This is a genomic window from Pauljensenia sp. 20925_1_34, assembly GCF_041432775.1.
Classification (GTDB): Bacteria; Actinomycetota; Actinomycetes; order Actinomycetales; family Actinomycetaceae; genus Pauljensenia.
Window position 1 is genome coordinate 55,249 of the sequence record NZ_JAPWAG010000008.1, and the last position, 17,907, is coordinate 73,155.

Consider the following 17,907-nt stretch of genomic DNA (forward strand, 5'->3'; position numbering starts at 1 on the left):
CATGCGTGGCCCCCAGATCCCAGGTTTCCGATGGGTGCGCCCTCTGGGGCAGGGCGGTTTCGCCGACGTATTCCTGTACCGACAGGAGCTGCCCAGCCGTGACGTGGCGATCAAGGTCGTGCGCGCGCAGGGCGACGAGCGTGGCACCCTCGAGCTGCACCGCGAGGCCGACGCGATGACGCTGCTGGCCGGGCACCCCTCGGTCGTCGAGCTGCACGGCGTGGGCACCACCGCGGATGGGCGCGCCTACCTGGTCATGGAGTACTGTCCGGTCGCGGATCTGCTCACGCAGGTGCGCGCCCGGCCGATGTCCCTGGAGACGGCCCTGGAGACGATGATCAAGGTCTGCGGCGTCGTGGAAATGTTCCACCGCCAGGGCTACGTGCATCGCGACATCAAGCCGTCGAACATCATGCTGGACGCCTACGGCAAGCCTGTTCTCGCAGACTTTGGCGTGGCCTCGAGGATAGGCAAGTTGGAGGTTGGCGCCTTCGACGGTTTCTCGGTGCTGTGGGCGCCCCCGGAGCAGCAGGACGTCAATTCCCCTGCGGCACCGACGCAGGACGTGTGGGCGTTGGCCTCGACGATGTGGACGTTTATTACGGGCCGCAGCCCCTTCGAGGACCCGATTGGTGACAACTCGGCGGCGTCGATCGCCAACCGTGTCCAGCGTGGGCGCATGCGCGGCCTGGGGCGCGCGGATGCCCCGCCGGAGCTGGAGCGCGTGCTGCGCGCGGCGATGGCGATTAACCCGGATGAGCGCACCCCCACGGCTATGGCGTTTGGCCAGGGCCTCCAGCGCGTCCAGAAGGAGCTGGGCTACGCGCGCACCGAGATGGAGATCAAGGAGAAGCGCTCCAAGAGCACCGCCGCTCCCTCCGGCGACCAGAAGACGCGCCTGCGTGGCGCCCCCGTCATCGACCCGGATAAGACGCGCGTGCGCTCGTCGTTCTACTCCTTCGAGGGTGGGGCGGGCTCGGGTGGCGTCGAGGCCGTGGCTGATTCCTGGAAGATCGATCGTTCCGCCCAGGCGGCCGAGGCCTCGGCTGGGCGCGTGGTCGACGATCCGTCCGCCTCCAAGCGGGGCATGAGCCCCGTGGCCGCTGTGGGGTTGGCGCTGCTGGCTGCGGTGATTGCCGCCGGCCTGGTGGTGGGCATCTTGCGCGGCGAGGGCACCTTCACGCGCATCACCCCCGAGTCCGAGTCGACGACGGCGTCGGCGGGCGCGGGTGACCCATTGGGATCGGCGCCGCCGGAAGTGACGCAGCTGACGGGCGTGTATGCGGGCGGAACTGTGACGTGGACGTGGACGCTGCCCGATGGCCTAGCCAAGGCAGATGTGACCTACTCCTATGAAGCGACGAATCCGTCGGACACGACGCGCGGCAGCGTCGAGGAGGCGACGGTGAGTGTGGATGCGGTCGCCGGCGAAAACTGTATGGAAATCTCTACGGTCTCACGTTCGTCCGGGCGCATGTCTGATCCCATGCGGGCGTGCGTGACCGTTCCCTGACCAACCGGATGGATCTTTCCGGCGCGTAGCACGTCACGCTTTCAGCCTATGCTTATGCGGTAGGCTGGTCGAAAACCTGTATCTCCAAGGTGTTAGTTGTCGGGAAAGTGGTGAGCGTCGTGGCGAAAAGTGACCGCATGATGCACCTGTTGCGTCGGGCGACGCGTCGCTTCCCTGCCATCACCGTTGTGCTCCTGACGGCCATCCTTGTTCTTGTCGCCTTCCTGCATCGGGGCATCGAGGTCACCGAACTCGACGTGGACGACGGCGGCATCTGGGTCGCGAAGGGCGCGGACCTGTCGCTGGGCCACCTCAACTACGACGCGCTGACCTTCGACGGATTCGTGTCGACCCCCAGCGCCCAGGTCGCCCTCGGGCAGGACGGGCGCACCGTGACAATCGGCGACGAGACAACCCATTCCGTGGCCTCCGTCGATGTCGCCGCCATGAAGCTGGGCGGAGCTAGCACCGTTCCAGAGGGCTCGCGCGTCGTTCAGGGCGCCTCGACGATCGCAGTCCTGGACTCACTGGCCGGCTACCTGTGGGTGGGAGAGGCCAATCGTCCCGACGCCATCAAGTACGAGGACACCTCGGCCATCGCCGACGGCCTAGCCGACGGCATCGTGACCGTCTCAACCGGCGGCACTGTCTTCGCCTACGCGCCGCAGTACGCCACGCTCACCACGGTCACCCGTGCGGGCTCGACGTGGTCCACCACCAAGGCGACCCTCAGCGGCATGTCGGTGGGCGACGACCTGTCTATCACCGCCGTGGGTGATAAACCCGTCATCTACGACGCGACGACCAACACGCTCGTCCTGCCGGGCGGGCGCACCCGCGCCCTCGACGCCGACGGTGTTGCACCCGGCGCGGTCCTCCAGATGCCCGGGCCGGCCTCGTCCTCCGTGCTCCTGGCGACACCGGACTCCCTGGTGAGCGTCCCCCTCAACGGCTCCGCCCCCACGGTGACCCCCGCGCAGGAGGGCACCTCCATCTCGGGCACTCCGGCCCCGCCCGCCTTCCACCAGGGCTGCGCGTACGGCGCCTGGTCCTCCTCGGGCGCGGCGCTGCGTCAATGCGAGTCCGGCCTGACCCGCTACACGAGCGTCGAGCGCCTGGCCGCCTCCAAGCACCCCCTCTTCCGCGTCAACCGAACCCGCATCGTCCTCAACGACATCGAAGACGGGACCGTGTGGCTGCCCGAACGCGACATGATCATGATCGACACCTGGGACGAGGACAACCCCGACGAGTCCCAGTCCTCCTCCGAGGATCAAAACCCCGACCTGCTCGAACAGATCAGCGACCCCAAGCGCGACCAGAAGAACACGCCGCCCACCGCCGTCGACGACGAGTTCGGCGTGCGGCCCGGCAAATCAACGCTCCTGCCCGTCCTCCAAAACGACTCCGACTCCGACGGCGACGTGCTCACCGCCGAGCCGATGTCCCAGCCTTCCTTCGGCTCCGTCGTCGTCACGCGCGGCGGACGCGCCCTACAGATCACAGGCGTCGCCGACGACGCGGAAGGCTCCAGCTCCTTCACCTACTCCGCGTCCGACGGCCTGGCCTCGGCGACCGCGAACGTATCCCTGCGTGTCCACCCCTGGAGCGAAAACGCCGGGCCCAAGCGCGTCCACGACGCCAGCGTCAAACTCGGCGCGGGCGCCCAAATCGAATACAACGTGCTGGCCGATTGGATCGACCCCGACGGTGACCAGATCTTCCTCGAGCGCGCCGAGGGCTCCGAGGGCCTGTCGGTCCAGTTCTCCGAGGACGGGACCGTCTCGATCCACGACCTCGGCGGCGGCCCCGGGCCTCGTCAGGTCACCCTGTCCGTGTCCGACGGCTGGATCACTACCGAGGGTGAGCTCACTGTCCTCGTGCAGGAAAACGGCAACATCGCGCCCATCGCGAACGCTGACTTCTACGTCACGCGCGTCTCCGAACCCCTCATCGTCGCGCCCCTGGCCAACGACACCGACCCCAACGGGGACGTGCTCGCGCTGACCAAGGTGTCGACCGCGCCCGCCTCGACGACCCTCGTGCCCGACCTGGAGCTGGGCACCGTGACCTTCACGGCCTCGCAGGTGGGCTCCTACGAGTTCACCTACACAGTCAGTGACGGGCCCGAGGCCGTCGTCGGCGTCGTGCGCGTCGACGTCGTATCGGGCGACGAGCATGCGGCCCCCGTCGCCGAGGACGATATCGCCATCCTGCCCTCCGGCGGCTCCGCCCTGGTCGCGCCCCTGGCCAACGACACCGACCCCTCCGGCGGCGTCCTCGTCGTCCAGTCCATCGAGGTCGACTCAGACTCGGGCATCGAGGTCGCCCTCATCGACCGCCACCTCCTGCGGGTGACGGCCCCGGCAGGCCTCGACGACGTCGCGCGCTTCACCTACACCGTCTCGAACGGCTCCGGCTCGGCCACGGCCTCGGTCGCCGTCATCCCGACGCTCGCCAAGGACGACCGCGCCCCCCTCGAACTACAAAACGACTCCGCGAAGGTGCGCGTGGGCGACATCGCCTCGATCCCGGTCCTGGCGAACGACCACTCCCCGTCGGGCCTGGCGATGAGCGTCTCCTCGACCCTGTCGGGCACGGTCGACTCCGTCTACGGCCACGCCTTCGTCACCGGAAACCTGGTGCGCTTCGAGGCCTTGGACACGACCGGCCGCGTCGACGTGACCTACACGGTCACGGACTCGGCCGGCAATACGGCCAGCGCCGTCGCGAGCTTCAACGTGATCGGCGCCGACCAGGCGAACTCCGCGCCCCAGCCCAAGGCACTGACGGCCTGGGCCAGCGCCGGGCAGACCATGCGCATCCCCGTGCCCCTCAACGGCATCGACCCCGACGGTGACTCGGTGACCCTGGTTGGTATCGACCAGCCGCCGACAATGGGCACGGCCACGCTGGGCACCGAATGGATCGAATACACGCCCGGCGAGAACGCGTCCGGCACGGACGTCTTCACCTACACGGTCGAGGACCGCTTGGGCCGCCAGGCCAAGGCCCGCGTGCGCGTGGGCGTCGCCCCGCCCTCCGAGCTCAACCACAACCCCGTGGCCCTGCCCGACGTCATCAAAGCCAGGCCCTCGCGCACGGTCGAGGTCAACGTCCTGTCCAACGACGTCGACCCCGACGGCGACACGTTGAAGCTACGCGAGGGATCCCTGGAATCCTCCAACGACCAGGTCAGCGCCACCGTCGTGTCCCCGACGTCCGTGGCCGTCACGACCCCCGCGCAGACCAACCCCTTCGTCGTCACCTACGTCGTCGAGGATGGACGAGGTGGCTCCGCGACCGGTCAGCTGACCGTCAACGTCGAGGCCGACGCGCCCCTCATGGCGCCGATCGCTCGTGACGACGTGGTCTCGCTGTCCGACGTGCCGCGCGACGGAGCCCCGGTCACGGTGAACGTGCTGGCAAACGACGAGGACCCCGACGGCTCCCTCGCAGACCTGTCGATCGCGTCGAACGCCGACGGAGTCAGCGTGGACAACACGGCCCACACGGTGACGGTGACCCCCGAGACGGACCGGCGCCTCGTCGTCTACTCGATCACGGATCAGGACGGCCTGTCCTCCTCGGCCGTCGTCTCGGTGCCCGGCGCGCAACGCAAGGTCCCCGCCGTCAACCCCTCGCGCATCCCGATCCGCCTCAAGGCGGGTGAGACGAAGACGCTGACGCTGGACGACTACGTGCTGGTCAAGCGCGACGCGCACGCCTACATCCGCGACACGTCGACCGTGCGCGGGGGCGCCGGCCTGACGAACCTGAACGCGGACGAAAGCTCGATCTCCTTCACGGTCGAAGCCAGCTACGTGGGTAAGACCTACATCAACGTGGAGGTCTTCGACGGGCGTGAGGGTGACGACTCCGCGACCTCCGCGTCGCTGACGCTGCCGATCCAGGTCGAGGCCACCCAGAACCACCCGCCGACGATCACGCCGACGGTCATCCGCGTCGCATCGGGCGAAGAGACGACCGTGGACCTGCCGCTCATGGTCAGCGACCCCGATACCCCAGACCCGGCCTCGTTCACCTACCGGGTGTCCGACATCCCCTCGGGAATCACCGTCACCCACTCCTCCGATACACAGCTGCGTGTCAGCGCAGCGGCCGGCACGAAGTCCGGTACGGCGGGCTCGCTGACGCTGAGCGTCGACGACGGATCGGGGGCCGCGGTCAGCGCGAAGGTGCCGATCGAGGTCGTCGCCTCGACGCGCCCGCTCATCCAGACCTCGCTCGCGCAGATCATCGCCGACGCCGGGTCCACCGTGAACGTCGACCTGACGCAGTACACGACCAACCCGTTCCCGGATACGCCGATCACGATCCAGCGCGCCACCGTCGAGGTCGGCGAGGGCACCGTGGACCCCCAGGGCACGGTCCTGGCCGTGAGCCCGCGCGCGGGCTTCCACGGGAACATGGTGATCGTCTACCGGGTCATGGACAAGACACTGGAGTCCTCGCGTACCGTCGAGGGGCGAGTCTCGGTGACCGTGCGCGACCGTCCCAACGCCCCTGAGAACGTTCATGCCACCGCGACGGGTCCGGGCCGTGCCTCCGTGTCCTTCACACCCGGCGCCGACAACGGCGCGCGCATCACCGAATACCTGGTGACGAGCTCGCATGGGGGCACCACGAAGTGCGAGCAGACCGTGTGCGACGTGAGCGGTCTGACCAACGGCGAGCGGCACTCCTTCACGGTCGTCGCGCGCAACGCGGTGGGCGACTCCGACGCGTCCGCCCCCTCCAGCGAGGTCCTCGTTGACGTGACGCCGGAGCGCATGAGCACGCCGTCGTTGTCCCCCGGTGACGGCTCACTGGACGTGACGTGGAGCGCGCCCAACAACGAGGGCTCCCCGATTACCTCCTACGAGATCACGCTCAACGGCAGCGACGGCTCTACCCGCCAGGAGAGCGCGGGGGCCGGCCTGACGAAGACGACGGTGAGCAACCTTGAGAACGGTGTCACCTACTATGTGTCGATCGTTGCGCGCAACAGTGCCGAGAAGCAGGCCGAGTGGTCGGAGAAGGCCACCGGCACGCCGCACGGTAAACCCGACACGCCCAGCAACGTGGGCCTTGAGCACGTGGGGTCCTCGCGTGACGGATCCACCGGTTCCGTCGTGATCTCCTGGTCTCTGGGCAAGTCCGGTGGCAGCGACTGGGGGCCGACGACCGTGACCGTGGACAACAAGCCCAAGACGGTCGACGGTGGCACCACCTCCGTTCAGTTCGACGGGGTTTCGGCCAGCTCCTCGCTGACCGTCAACGTCGACGTATCGAACGCGGAGGGCGACCACGCCTCCTCGGGAGACAAGTCGTTCTCGCTGCTCACCGTCCCCATGCCGATCAGCGCCCCGAGGCTGGAGGGCACCGGCTATGCCGGTCAGCTGCGGGTCTCGGGCCTCAGTAAGGCCGCGGGGAACGGATTCTCCAGCTCCGAGTTGACCCTGCGCTACGCCTCGACGTCCGACGGCTGTTCCTCCGGCTCGGAGATCAGCGACGGCGCGGTGATCGAGGGCAACGGCATCTCGGCGCGCACCTACTACTTCTGCCAGGTCGGGACCGCGACCTCGGGCACCCCGGTGTCCTCGAGCCCCGTGTCCGCGCAGGGCCAGCCGACTGCTCCTCCGAACGTGTCGGGCGTGACGATCGCGAAGGCGGGCCCGGGAGCGGTGACGGTCAACGTCGCCGTCGCCGAGGCCTACCCGGCCATCACGTCGATGACGGTGACCGTGGGCGGAAAGACGGTCACGATGACGGGACGCACGAGCGAGACGGTGACGGGCCTGACCGAGGGTGCCTCGGTGAGTGCCCACGTCGTGGCCAAGAACAGCGAGGGCGAGGCCTCGGCTGACTCGACCTCGACGACGACCGAGCTGAGTGTGTCCCCGACGTGGGTCGAGACCTGCTCGCCGGACGTGGCCACCCAGGTGCCTGGCGGGCAGACGTGCCACACGTTCTCCCTGTCCGCGCCCGGTTACGTCTCCGACGTGTCGGTGCCGCACGTGTGTCAGGTTTCCTCCGACGTGGACCCCGCGCGTCAATACAGCGTCGTCGTGGATGGTCCCAGCGTTGAGTCGGGAGTCGCGACGTTGGCGGGCTCCCAGATCGCCATGAGGGGCAAGGTCGTGGTGCACAGCTGCGAGCCGCGCCGATAGTAGTCACGCCGAGGAGAAACGATGGGAGGAACGTCATGGAGCGCATGAATGCCGGTTTCGGCCAGACTCAGCGACCGCTTGCGGCGCGCGTCGTGGACTCGGCACGCACGTTCGTGGCCGCGCGCCTGCGGGCGATCCCGGGGATACGTCACGTCATGGACGCGTGCTCGGTCGTCACGTCCTTCGGCTGGCTTGTGATTGGCGCGGCGATCGCTGGTTTCGTCGGAGCGATCCTCGCGGGCTGGGCGGAGGCTTTTGCGCTCTTCGTCGCCTGCCTGTCCCTGCTGATCATCGCCATCATCCTCGTGGCGGCACCCTCCCCGTACCGCGTCTTTTTGCGCCTGGCTCAGGAGCGCGTGGTCGCCGGACAGACGGCGCTGGGTGAAATCCGGGTCGTCAATGACGCAGCGCGCCGCGGCGGCTCGGAGGTCATCGAGTTGCCGATAGGCACGGGCGTCGCGGAGTTCGTGATCCCGGGCGTTTCCTCGCACGAGACGTGGGACGAGTTTTTCTCCGTGCTGACCCGCCGCCGTGGCGTCATCGAGATCGGCCCGGCGCGCACCGTGCGCTCGGACGGCCTGGGCCTGCTGCGCCGCGTGCGCTCGTGGGACAACCCGGTGACCCTCTACGTTCATCCGCGTACCGTGCGTATTCCCTTCGAGGCGACGGGCTTCCAGGTCGACGTCGAGGGCGTGGTGACCGCGAAGCTGTCCAGCTCGGACGTGTCCTTCCACGCGCTGCGCGACTACGAGCCAGGCGACGATAGGCGTGCCGTTCACTGGCAGTCCACGGCGCGCCTGGGCAGGCTCATCGTGCGCCAGTACGAGGAGACCCACCGCTCTCACCACCTCATCGTGCTCGACACGTCGCGCTCGTCGTGGGACCGCGACTCCTTCGAGGACGGGGTGTCGGTTGCCGCATCGCTGGCCCTGGCTGGAATCTCGGCGTCGCGCACGGTGTCCTTCGCTGCTGGCAAGACGTGGGTGCCCGCCACGAATGCGGGTGCCATGCTTGACGCTCTGTCGTCCCTGCCGATGAGCGGGCGCGACGACATTACTGCCCTGGCTCGCCGCGCCTACGCAGCCCGTCCGTCGGCCTCGTACGTGAGTATCGTCGCGCCTCCGTCGGTCAGCGACGCGGAGGCCGCGCACCTCGCCCAGGTCACCCCCAGGGACGTGACCGTGCAGGTGCTGCGCATCAACCCGAAGCGGCGTCCGCGTCGGCGTCGCCTGGAGGGCGGCGTGCTCTACGATTGCCCGTCGCTGCGCGATCTGGCGCACCTGGTGGGTGATATCCGGTGACTGCGAATGATCTGCGTCGGGCCAGGCCCTCGCTGCCGCTGCCGTCTTTCCTGGTGCTCGCTGTGCTTTTCACCGGGCCGGTCCTCACGCACGAGGCCGTGTTCGGGTCCTGGGTCGGCCTCACTGCGGCCGGCGCGGGCGTTGTCGTGGGCCTGCTGATTGCCGCTGCCTCGACCCGCTGGTCGTGGGACACGCTCTCCACGCTGGCGGCCGTCCTCCTCGGCTATTTCCTCGTGGGTGGGCCGGTCGCGTTGCCTGCGACGGTGCGCTGGCGTGTCGTGCCGACGACGGATACGCTGCTGACGCTCGTGCGCGGCGCGGTCAGCTCCTGGAAAGACCTGCTGACGCTGACGCCGCCCGCCTCCTCCTATGTGGGACCCGCTCTGGTTCCCTGGATAACCGGCCTTTTGTGCGCGCTCGGCGCCGGCCTCGTCTCGGTGCGCTGGGGGCGCCCGCTCCTGGGTATCCTCCCGGTTGCGCTCATGGGCATCGTCGGCTTGGCTTTCGGTCCCTCGGGGCTCGTGCCGCCCGTGTGGCCGTTCATGGTGTGGTGTGCGGGCGCGTTCCTGTGGCTGACGTGGGCCTCGGCGCATCAGCGCCTCTCCCTGGGCCTGGACGTGTCCGTCAATCGACGAGGCCATGGCGAGGCTAGTGCGTCGACCGTGTCGGCGCGCGGCGCATCCCGTCAGGCCGTGTTCCGTTCTCGGCGCCTGTTGGCCGCGTCGCTGATGATCGTCCTCGCGGTGGGCGTGGCGCTGCCGGTGACGGACGCGTGGGGACCGAGCGGGCGACGCATCGTGGCGCGCGAGCTGGTGGAGCCGCCGTTTAACGTGCGCCAGTACCCGTCGCCGCTGTCGGCGTTCCGCCACTACAAGAAGGACCTGGGCGAGCAGACCGTCATGACGGTCAGTGGCTTGCCCGCGCGCACGCGTATCCGTCTGGCGGCGTTGGACGTGTACGACGGGACGACCTTCACGATGAGTGCGCCGAAGAGCCAGATTTCGGTGCTGACCGCGGCGGCGGAGGACGGGAAGACACAATCCGTCAACGTGCGTAACGGCTACGTGGCGGTGGGCTCCACGATCCCGCGCACCCCTTCCGGTCTGAGCGACGGGGAGTTCACTGCGACAATCGAGACCGCGGGCATCCTCGGCCCGTGGGTTCCCGTGGCCGGTGACGTTCGTGAGGTGACGTTCGGCGGGGAGAACGCGCGCACGCAGCAGGAGGGCCTGCGCTTTGACATGTGGGCGAACGCCGCCCTGACGACGGGTATTCCCGCGCAGCCGCAGGCGGTCACGGTGCGCGCCGACGCGCCCGTCGTCCCCACGGACTCCCAGTTCGCGGGGGCTACCCCCGTGAAGTTCCATTCGGACACGAAAGAGCCCTACCCCAGCGGCCTCGACAGCTTCATGGCCTCCATCGTGGGATCCTCCTCGACGCCCATTGAAAAGGCGCGTGCCATCGAACGCTACCTGCACAACGAGGGCTTCTACCTGACCGAGAACACCGACCAGTCGCGCCCCGGCCACAACCTCAACCGCCTGTCATCGATGGTCTCTGGCACCGGGGAGCTGATCGGCGACGACGAGCAGTACGCCGCGCTCATGGCCCTCATGCTCCACCAGCTCGGGTGGAACGCGCGGGTCGTCATCGGCGCCTACCCGGAGGGTGAGCCGACCGAGAGCATGACGCTCCTCGGCTCGGACATGCACGTGTGGGTGGAGATGGAGTTCGAGGGCATCGGTTGGGCCGTGTTCGACCCGACACCCGACAAGGATCGGGTACCGGAGTCTGAGTCGCACACGAAGAAGAACTCGCCGCGTCCTCAGGTGCTCCAGCCGCCAGAGCCGCCCGAGGAACCCGTCGAGCTGCCCCCGGTCAGCCGCGACCAGGACGTGGCCGCCAAGGAACCGCCGCCCGCGGGCGTCCCCTGGCTCCTCATCGGCACCACGGCCGGCTCGCTGATCCTGCTGATTCTTCCCTTCGTGCTCATCGTGGCGCTCAAGGCCAGGCGAACCCGCGTGCGTCGCAAGGCCTCGCCCGGCGTCGCCCTCGTGGGCTCCTGGGATGAGGTCGTCGACATGGCACTTGACGCCGGCGTGCGCGTGCGCGCCGACCAGACGCGTCAGGAAACTGCCTGGGCGTTGGCCTCGTTCTGGAAGCTGCGCGAGGGGCAGGACGCCGAGTCTGCGGGCGACCAACCTGAGGGCGCCCAGGCCTCGGGAAGCGACCTGATCCCGGGCTGGACGATGTTCCGTGAGAGCGTGCCGATGACGGTGGCGATCGCCAGGCGCGCGGACGTCGCTGATTTCGCAGCCGAGGCCGGGCAACGGGCCGAGGCCGAGTCGGCGTGGGCGGACGTGGATCACCTCAAGCGCTCGCTGGCGTCGTCCGCGAGCCTGTGGGTGCGCCTGAGGCGGCGCTTCTCGCTGCGTTCGCTGGCGCGCAAGTGGCGCCTGAAGCCGACCGGAAGCCAGGAGAGACGAGGCCCGGCCGAGCTGCTGGATGACGGGGAGGACGCGGGTGGCCCCCAGTGGCGCCCATCGAGCGTGAGGAGTAAGTCGTGACGCGTGCAGGAGTGGTGGGAACCGGCCCGCGCATCGAGGGATTCCGGTGGATTCGTGCGCTCGGGTCGGGCGGTTTCGCGGACGTTCACCTGTATCACCAGCAGGTTCCGTCGCGTGACGTCGCCATCAAGATTGCGCGCTCGAATGTGGAGGGCGGAAACGAGGCGATTCGCCACGAGGCCGACGCGATGGCCCGCGTGTCCAGCCACCCGACCATCGTGAATCTGCACGGCGTGGGTGCGCTGGATGACGGGCGCGAATTCCTCATCATGGAGTACTGCCCGGTGACGAACATCGCCGATCAGGTGCGTGCTCACCCGATGGACGTGCCCGCGGCGCTGGATTTGATCATCCGCATTTCCTCGGGCGTGGAGATGCTGCATCGGATGGGCTACGTGCACCGCGACATTAAGCCGGGCAACATCATGCTGGACTCCTACCAGTCGCCTGTCCTCACCGACTTTGGCGTGAGCGCGCGCATCGGCGAGGGCAGGGACGGCGGCCTGGAGGGCTTCTCCGTCATGTGGGCGCCGCCCGAGCAGCACGACGGAAGCGCCCCCGCGGACCCGTCGCAGGACGTGTGGGCACTGGGGGCCTCGCTGTGGACCCTGCTCGTGGGGCGCAGCCCCTTCGAAGACCCGATCGGGGATAACTCGACGGTCGCGGTCGCAATGCGCGTGCGTTCCGGGCGCCTGCGCTCCATCGGGCGCGCCGACGCCCCCGAGGAACTGGACCTGGTACTTCGGGCTGCGATGAACGTGGACCCAGCGCGCCGCCTGCGCACCGCGCTGGCCTTCGCCCAGTCGCTCCAGGGTATCCAGACGCTCATGGGTCTTCCCGAGACGCCCATTGAGGTGCGCGAGGAGGCTCCCATTCCTCGTCCGACGGAACCCAGCATCGCCGGGCACAGCGGCTACCCCGTTCCGACGACGCCCGATGAGCAGGGCACGAAACTGCGCGTCACATCGGCCGCGCAGGAGCATACCGTCCGGGCGGGCGGGGGCTTTGACTTCTCCGAGTCGGGCGTCGTCCCGGTCGCGGACTCGTGGCACCACCCGCGCAACCAGTCGACGGGGCGAGCAGCGGCGACGTCCTTCGAGGGGGAGGAGGAACGCAAGGGGCGCTCCGTGCCGTTCCTGGCCGTCGTGACGCTCGCGGTGATCGCAGCGGTCGCGGCCGCCGGCCTCGTCGTCGCGATGCTGACCGGTGGGGGCCAGTCGGTTCGTATCGATCCCGTTGACTCCCCGAGCGCCAACGGGGACGATCCCGCAGACCTGACGGTCCCGCCGACTGCGCCGAGCGGCCTGAACGGGCGTCTGGAGGGCGAATCCATCGTGTGGACGTGGACCGCGCCGCCCGATCCGAACTACGCAAGCGAGGACCTGGCGTTCCAATACCGCCTCGATCGCCCGGGCGAGGCACCGATGGCCGCATCAAGCCCCGTCGCTTCCGTCACCCTGCCCGCCGCGCACGGAGGGGACAACTGCCTGACCGTGCGAACCGTCGTGTCGGCCTCCGGCCTACAGTCTCAGCCTGTGAGCATCTGCGTCGCCGTCGAGTAACGGGTCGAGCAGGCCTTGGCCGGCCCGCGTCAGCGCGTCGAGCCGCCCGGCTTGCGCAGCCAGGACAGGACGACGAGGCTCCCCAGGAAGGTCGCGCTGCCCAGCGCGATGCCGATGACGGTGAGGTTGGCGCGCGTGCGCGCCTGAGCCCCCGAGGCGTGCTCGGTGACCGGCAGTGTGGGCGCGGTGTCTGCGCCGCTCGTGCCGGTCAAGGGGTTGATGGGGCCGTCGATGCGGGCGTTGGCGGCCACCGTAATGGCAGCGTAGGGGTTGATCATGCCCCAGCCGACGGTGCTCGTCGAGCTGGCCGGGCTCACGCGCCGAGCTGTGGCCTCAAGCCGCCACTTCCACATGGCGGGCGTCTCGTCGGGGTGGGCGGAGGCCACCAGGGCGGCTGCCCCCGCGGCGTACGCGGCCGCGAAGGAGGACGAACCGGTCGCGACGTTGTTGGCCTCGCCGGTCAGGCAGTCCCCGCCGGGCACAGCCGTGGTCAGTGACGAGATCGAGGGAGCCGCGATATTGACGTGAACGCCCGAAACCTGCCCGCCGTCGGGCACGCCGCCCGTCGCGCTGGTCACGGCCAGGGCCTGCGGGTGCGCGGCCGGGTAGCGTGGAACGGTGTCGGTCCCGTACTGCTGAACGATCTGGGAGTCTGCGTTGCCAGCCGATGCGACCACGAGGGACCCCTGAGCGGTTGCCGACGCCACGGCCTCGTCGAGGCGAGCGTCCTGCGTGGGCTGGGACTGCGGGACGACGATGATCTGAGCGCCCTGGCTGGCCGCCCACTCGATGCCTTTCGCGGTCGTCGCCGCATCCAGGCCGGTGGGTCCCTTCTGCGGGTCTTCGTTGAAAGTGTCGTAGACGCGCACCGGCAGCAGGGCGACGCGCGGCGCGACGCCTTCGAGTGCCGACTGCTCGGGCAGGAGCCGGGAGGCGATGATGCCCGCGACCTGGGTGCCGTGACCGTAGTTGTCGGTGCGGCCATCTCCGCCGGTGCTGACGAGGTCCAGGCCGGGCAAAACGATGGAGCCCGAGGGGAAACGGGAGGAATCCTCGCCGCGGTCGGTTGCGGCGCCCACGGGGGAGAAATGCTTACTGGCCGGGCTGATACCCGAGTCGACGACGGCGACGGTCACGTTGTCGCCCTTCGTGATGGCCCATGCGCGATCGAGATCGAGGCGTTTGTCCGCCGTCTGCGCGTAGGTGGCGATGTAGTCGGTGCTGGTCAGGCAGCCGCCGGAGGCAGCATCGGCCGCACGCACCCGCACCTCTGCGCGCGCGGGGGCTGGACCGCTCAGTACCAGGCTGGCGCCCGCGAGGAGGCAGGCACCCGCGCGCAGCGTTCGCGTCGCCCGCGCGTCCAGGAGCCGGGGCTTCCTGCGGGGCCGTGCGCGGCTCATGAGCTGCCCCCACCGGCGACCTCCCGGCGGGCGGCTCGGTTCGACAGCTCAACGCCGGTCGGGATCAGCTCCAGCCATTGCTCGGGGACCCGTTGGATGAAATCCGCGTTCCAGCCAAGCCGTCGGAGGGTATCGTTTTGGTCCTCGCCGAGGGAGTGGCGCTGGCCCAGGTCGGAGACAAAGGTCAGCGGAGCCTCGGTCTGCCCGTTGCTGGATCCTTGCGCGAGCGTGCCGAAACCGGAGGCCACCAGGGCGGCCCCGGGCGAGAAGGAGGTCGGGACGTCGGCCGTGGGGTCCAGGTTCCACGAGGCCCGACGAGCACTGTCCTGCGACATCACGGTCAGGGTCGCGTGGGCCGACCCGGAGGGCTGCTTGCTGTCAGCGTTGCCCTGAGCGCGCTCCAGGGTCGCGCAGGGAACCTGGTCGCGCACGCGAATGACCTTGGGGTCGTCGCTGTCGGCTGCCGTCGAGTCTGAGTCGAAGGGATACAGGCCCTCCAGCTGCGACCACTCGTCGGGGAAGGGCGAGGGCTCCACGTCGGTCTTGGCGACCGTAAAGGACTGCGCGAACGCGCTGGGCTGGAGGGTCAAAGCGCCCTCGATCGTGCCGTTGGGCGCAGCGGTCGTGCCCTCGTACAGGGCGGCGGCCAGCGGCGACAGCGGGTAGGCGTGCCCGGTGGCCACCAGCACGTAGTAGGTGGTGCTACCCGTATCCTTCACGGCGATGACGCTGCCCTGGCGCAGTGAGGCGTTGTTCTGGGGGGACGAGGCCATGGCGCCACCCGGTTCTGCCACACCCCATGTGGTCAGGTCGGGACCGTCGTCGAAGAGAGACACCCAGTTGGGGTCCACGGAGATGGGGGAGGTGCCGATGCGCAGGCGCGCGACGATGTCGCTGGCGCTGCCGGGGATACGGAACTTGGATGATCCTGCGACGATGAAGGAGTCGGAACTCCCGGAGGGGGTGACGTAGGCGCTGCGGGCGCTGTGTAGGCCGTTGCTCGACAGGAGCGAGGAGTTGCCGATCCACGTGAAGGTGTGTTCGGAGATGGCGCAGCTGGTCCAGTCGGCGGTCATGTGGTCGGCGCTGGAGGGCACGTCCTCGGGCGCGTCGGGGATGCCGAGCGCCTGCCCCTGGCTGTATTTGCTCAGGTCGGAGGTGGAGATTTTCATCGTGCCGGTCGAAGAATCGCCGAGGAGGCGCGCTGAGGTCCGGTTGGTGATCGGGTGCCACTGTCCGTCTTGGAGGTAGTAGCGGGCGCCGGAGCTGGAGACGATCGCCAGGCCGAAGGATTGTGAGGAGTCGGCGGTCGAGTAGAGGAATCGCAGGCCGACGCTGACCAGCAGCATGACGAGTGCGAGTGAGACGCCGACGATGAAGGGGCGGGTCGGGGCTTGCGGCTCGACCTCTTTGCCGTCGGGCGAGCCCGCGACGAAGGAGGTGATCAGGCGACGCCTGTTGTAGCGCTGGGCTTCGAGGATGTCCTTATTTGATGCCATTACATTCCCCACATGTAGAGGGCGAAGGGCGGGATGGCGACGATGATGAGGGTGGCGAAGGTATCGGCGGTGCGCGAGAGCCACGGCCGAACCTTTGGGGTCACGACGTTCATGGCAAGCACGAGAAGGCTTCCGGCCAGGGAAGTGACGAGCACGAGCAGTGCGGTCGTGGGCGCCAGGAGCGCGGCTGCGAAGGCTGCCCACGAGAGGATGGCCATGCCGGAGATGACGCCGATGAGGACTTCGATGCGCGAGCGGATCGAGCGGGTTGAGAGCATGAGGGCCGTGCCGATAAGCGCGCAGAGGATGACGCCTTCCATGGACGAGGCCAGGATCGGTGCCAGGATGATCAGGCTCAGGCAGGTGCCGAGCCGGATAGACACGGACAGGGCGACACCCATCGAGACGGATTTGCCGATCTGACGGGGGTCGATGTGGGCGGTTGCGGAGGGGCCGGTCACGCGCACGGGGACCGAGGCCATGGCGAGCCACGGGATAGCCAGGCAGATCAGGAGAAGGAGCGCGCTGAGCAGTGCTGTCACGCGGGCGGCGCTCATGCCGAGGACCCCCGAAAAGAGGCTGAAGGAACTCAACGTGACGCCGACGATGGCGGGGCACAGGCCGCTTGCACGCAGCTTCCCAGGAAGGACGAGGTGACACAGGGCGCCGATGGTGAGGGCGGCTCCCGCGGCAAGGGCGCCGGAGGTGGTCCAGGGGCCGGCCGGTAGGGCGCCGGCGCTCGCGCAGGCGAGGAGGACGGGGGCGCAGCCAGCCAGGACGGCGACGGAGGAGTGCTCGAGCCTGCGCGAGACGACGGCAGCGGTGCCGGTGAGGAGGAGGGCACCGACGATGCCGATAATCGGATAGGCGATGAGACGGACCCCGTCGAAGGAGGAATCAGCGCCCAGGAGTGACGTCCCATGGGTCGAAGCGGAGACGAGGAGGGCGCTGGCCAGGCCGACGAAGACAGCGGATGCGTAGACCGAGAGCTGTAGGGAGTCGAGGGGGGTCCACGGGTCGACGGTGGTTTCGACGGCGCTTCCAACGGCCTCGACGAGGTCGTCAAAGCGCTGGTCTTCTCGGCCCTGCCCGGCGCGCTCGAGCGTCAGGGCTGCCCCTGCGCGCACGCCCTGGTCGCGAAGACACAGGGACTGGTCGAGGACCTGTCCTGAGGATGTTGAGACGGTGAACCCGGCGGACGCGCCGTACACGTCCATGCGTCCGAGGCTGCGCAAAATCGTGGGAATAAGCTCCGCCAGCGGAGACAACTGAGGAACCGACAGATCGACCGTTTGTTCATCAAAGGTGACTGTCAGTGGAGTGAGTGCAGCGGCGGTATGCGTGCTCTGGGCCATCGTCTCCTCCGGGTTGTTGTGTTCCTAGTCTGCCCGTTTGTGGTGTCTGGGGCAAGCTGTCATACCTCTGCAAGACGGTCGAACTTTGTCAAAAACCTGTCTCAAGTTCATGGACTTTTGCACGTATGTGTGGTTAGACTGGGCTTGTCAGAAGGGCGGTTCCGCCGTTGGAGCGCTCTTTCACAGATGATCTGGGAGGAATAATGACCGATCAGAAGGCTCTTGATGGTGCGCTACTCAAGGGAGCGAAAACCATCGAGCAGTCGCAGAGCGACATTGAATCGACGCTGAAGAACCTGGAATCGAAGCTGTCGGGTATCGGCAGTTCGTGGCAGGGCGAAGCGGCTGTCGCATTCCAGAACGTCATGGCGGAGTGGCAGACCGAGGCCGGCAAGGTTACGTCGGCTCTCACCGAGCTGCACACCGCGCTGCGTTCGTCTGACTCTGCGTCGCAGGCTAACGAGGCCGAGCAGTCGGCCGCGCTGAACAAGTACAAAGTCCGCTACGGTCTGTAGTCGAGACTAGGAAAGGGATACT

At 68.4% G+C, this 17,907-nt stretch carries 9 protein-coding genes; 6 read left to right on the plus strand and 3 right to left on the minus strand.

From position 1 onward, the window contains the following. Position 1: 1 nt before the first annotated feature. The 5 genes from O3669_RS04840 (at position 2) to O3669_RS04860 (ending at position 13,116) form a co-directional block, all read left to right on the plus strand. Positions 2-1,513, plus strand: a complete 1,512-nt coding sequence (locus tag O3669_RS04840) for a serine/threonine-protein kinase (protein ID WP_295966246.1) — start codon at positions 2-4, stop codon at positions 1,511-1,513. 137 nt (positions 1,514-1,650) lie between these two features. After that, the gene (locus tag O3669_RS04845) at positions 1,651-7,686 is read left to right on the plus strand and encodes an Ig-like domain-containing protein (RefSeq protein ID WP_371523867.1); all 6,036 of its coding nucleotides are present in this window, start codon (positions 1,651-1,653) and stop codon (positions 7,684-7,686) included. Between the two features lie 35 nt (positions 7,687-7,721). Beyond that, complete coding sequence (locus tag O3669_RS04850) at positions 7,722-8,987, plus strand: DUF58 domain-containing protein (protein WP_371523868.1); 1,266 nt, start codon at positions 7,722-7,724, stop codon at positions 8,985-8,987. Continuing rightward, positions 8,984-11,554, plus strand: a complete 2,571-nt coding sequence (locus tag O3669_RS04855; protein WP_371523870.1) for a transglutaminaseTgpA domain-containing protein — start codon at positions 8,984-8,986, stop codon at positions 11,552-11,554. The genes O3669_RS04850 and O3669_RS04855 overlap by 4 nt, the downstream gene beginning before the upstream one ends. Next, positions 11,551-13,116, plus strand: a complete 1,566-nt coding sequence (locus tag O3669_RS04860) for a serine/threonine-protein kinase (RefSeq protein WP_371523871.1) — start codon at positions 11,551-11,553, stop codon at positions 13,114-13,116. The genes O3669_RS04855 and O3669_RS04860 overlap by 4 nt, the downstream gene beginning before the upstream one ends. Positions 13,117-13,145: 29 nt before the next feature. Here the strand turns inward: O3669_RS04860 and O3669_RS04865 are convergent, their stop codons facing one another. The 3 genes from O3669_RS04865 to O3669_RS04875 are packed head-to-tail and all read right to left on the minus strand — an operon-like array spanning position 13,146 to position 17,370. Further along, positions 13,146-14,516 carry a S8 family serine peptidase gene (locus O3669_RS04865; protein WP_371523872.1) on the minus strand — a complete coding sequence of 457 codons (1,371 nt, stop codon included), beginning with the start codon at positions 14,514-14,516 and terminating at the stop codon, positions 13,146-13,148. Further along, positions 14,513-16,015 (minus strand): type VII secretion protein EccB, encoded by a 1,503-nt coding sequence (locus O3669_RS04870; RefSeq protein WP_371523873.1) that lies wholly within the window; start codon positions 16,013-16,015, stop codon positions 14,513-14,515. The genes O3669_RS04865 and O3669_RS04870 overlap by 4 nt, the downstream gene beginning before the upstream one ends. Continuing rightward, on the minus strand, positions 16,015-17,370 hold the full coding sequence (locus tag O3669_RS04875; RefSeq protein WP_314768929.1) for an EsaB/YukD family protein: 1,356 nt from the start codon (positions 17,368-17,370) through the stop codon (positions 16,015-16,017). Before O3669_RS04875 ends, O3669_RS04870 begins: the two co-directional genes overlap by 1 nt. Before the next feature lie 203 nt (positions 17,371-17,573). On the opposite strand from O3669_RS04875, the gene O3669_RS04880 reads away from it, so the two are divergent. Then, entirely contained in the window at positions 17,574-17,885 is a 312-nt protein-coding gene (locus O3669_RS04880) for a WXG100 family type VII secretion target (protein WP_371523874.1), read from the plus strand. Positions 17,886-17,907 lie beyond the last annotated feature (22 nt).

What these genes read in the sequence shown, in the direction of transcription:
- O3669_RS04840 (WP_295966246.1), top strand. Translation starts at nt 2, where the DNA reads ATGCGTGGCCCCCAGATCCCAGGTTTCCGATGGGTGCGCCCTCTGGGG.
- O3669_RS04845 (WP_371523867.1), top strand. Translation starts at nt 1,651, where the DNA reads ATGATGCACCTGTTGCGTCGGGCGACGCGTCGCTTCCCTGCCATCACC.
- O3669_RS04850 (WP_371523868.1), top strand. Translation starts at nt 7,722, where the DNA reads ATGGAGCGCATGAATGCCGGTTTCGGCCAGACTCAGCGACCGCTTGCG.
- O3669_RS04865 (WP_371523872.1), bottom strand. Translation starts at nt 14,516, where the DNA reads ATGAGCCGCGCACGGCCCCGCAGGAAGCCCCGGCTCCTGGACGCGCGG.
- O3669_RS04870 (WP_371523873.1), bottom strand. Translation starts at nt 16,015, where the DNA reads ATGGCATCAAATAAGGACATCCTCGAAGCCCAGCGCTACAACAGGCGT.
- O3669_RS04875 (WP_314768929.1), bottom strand. Translation starts at nt 17,370, where the DNA reads ATGGCCCAGAGCACGCATACCGCCGCTGCACTCACTCCACTGACAGTC.
- O3669_RS04880 (WP_371523874.1), top strand. Translation starts at nt 17,574, where the DNA reads ATGACCGATCAGAAGGCTCTTGATGGTGCGCTACTCAAGGGAGCGAAA.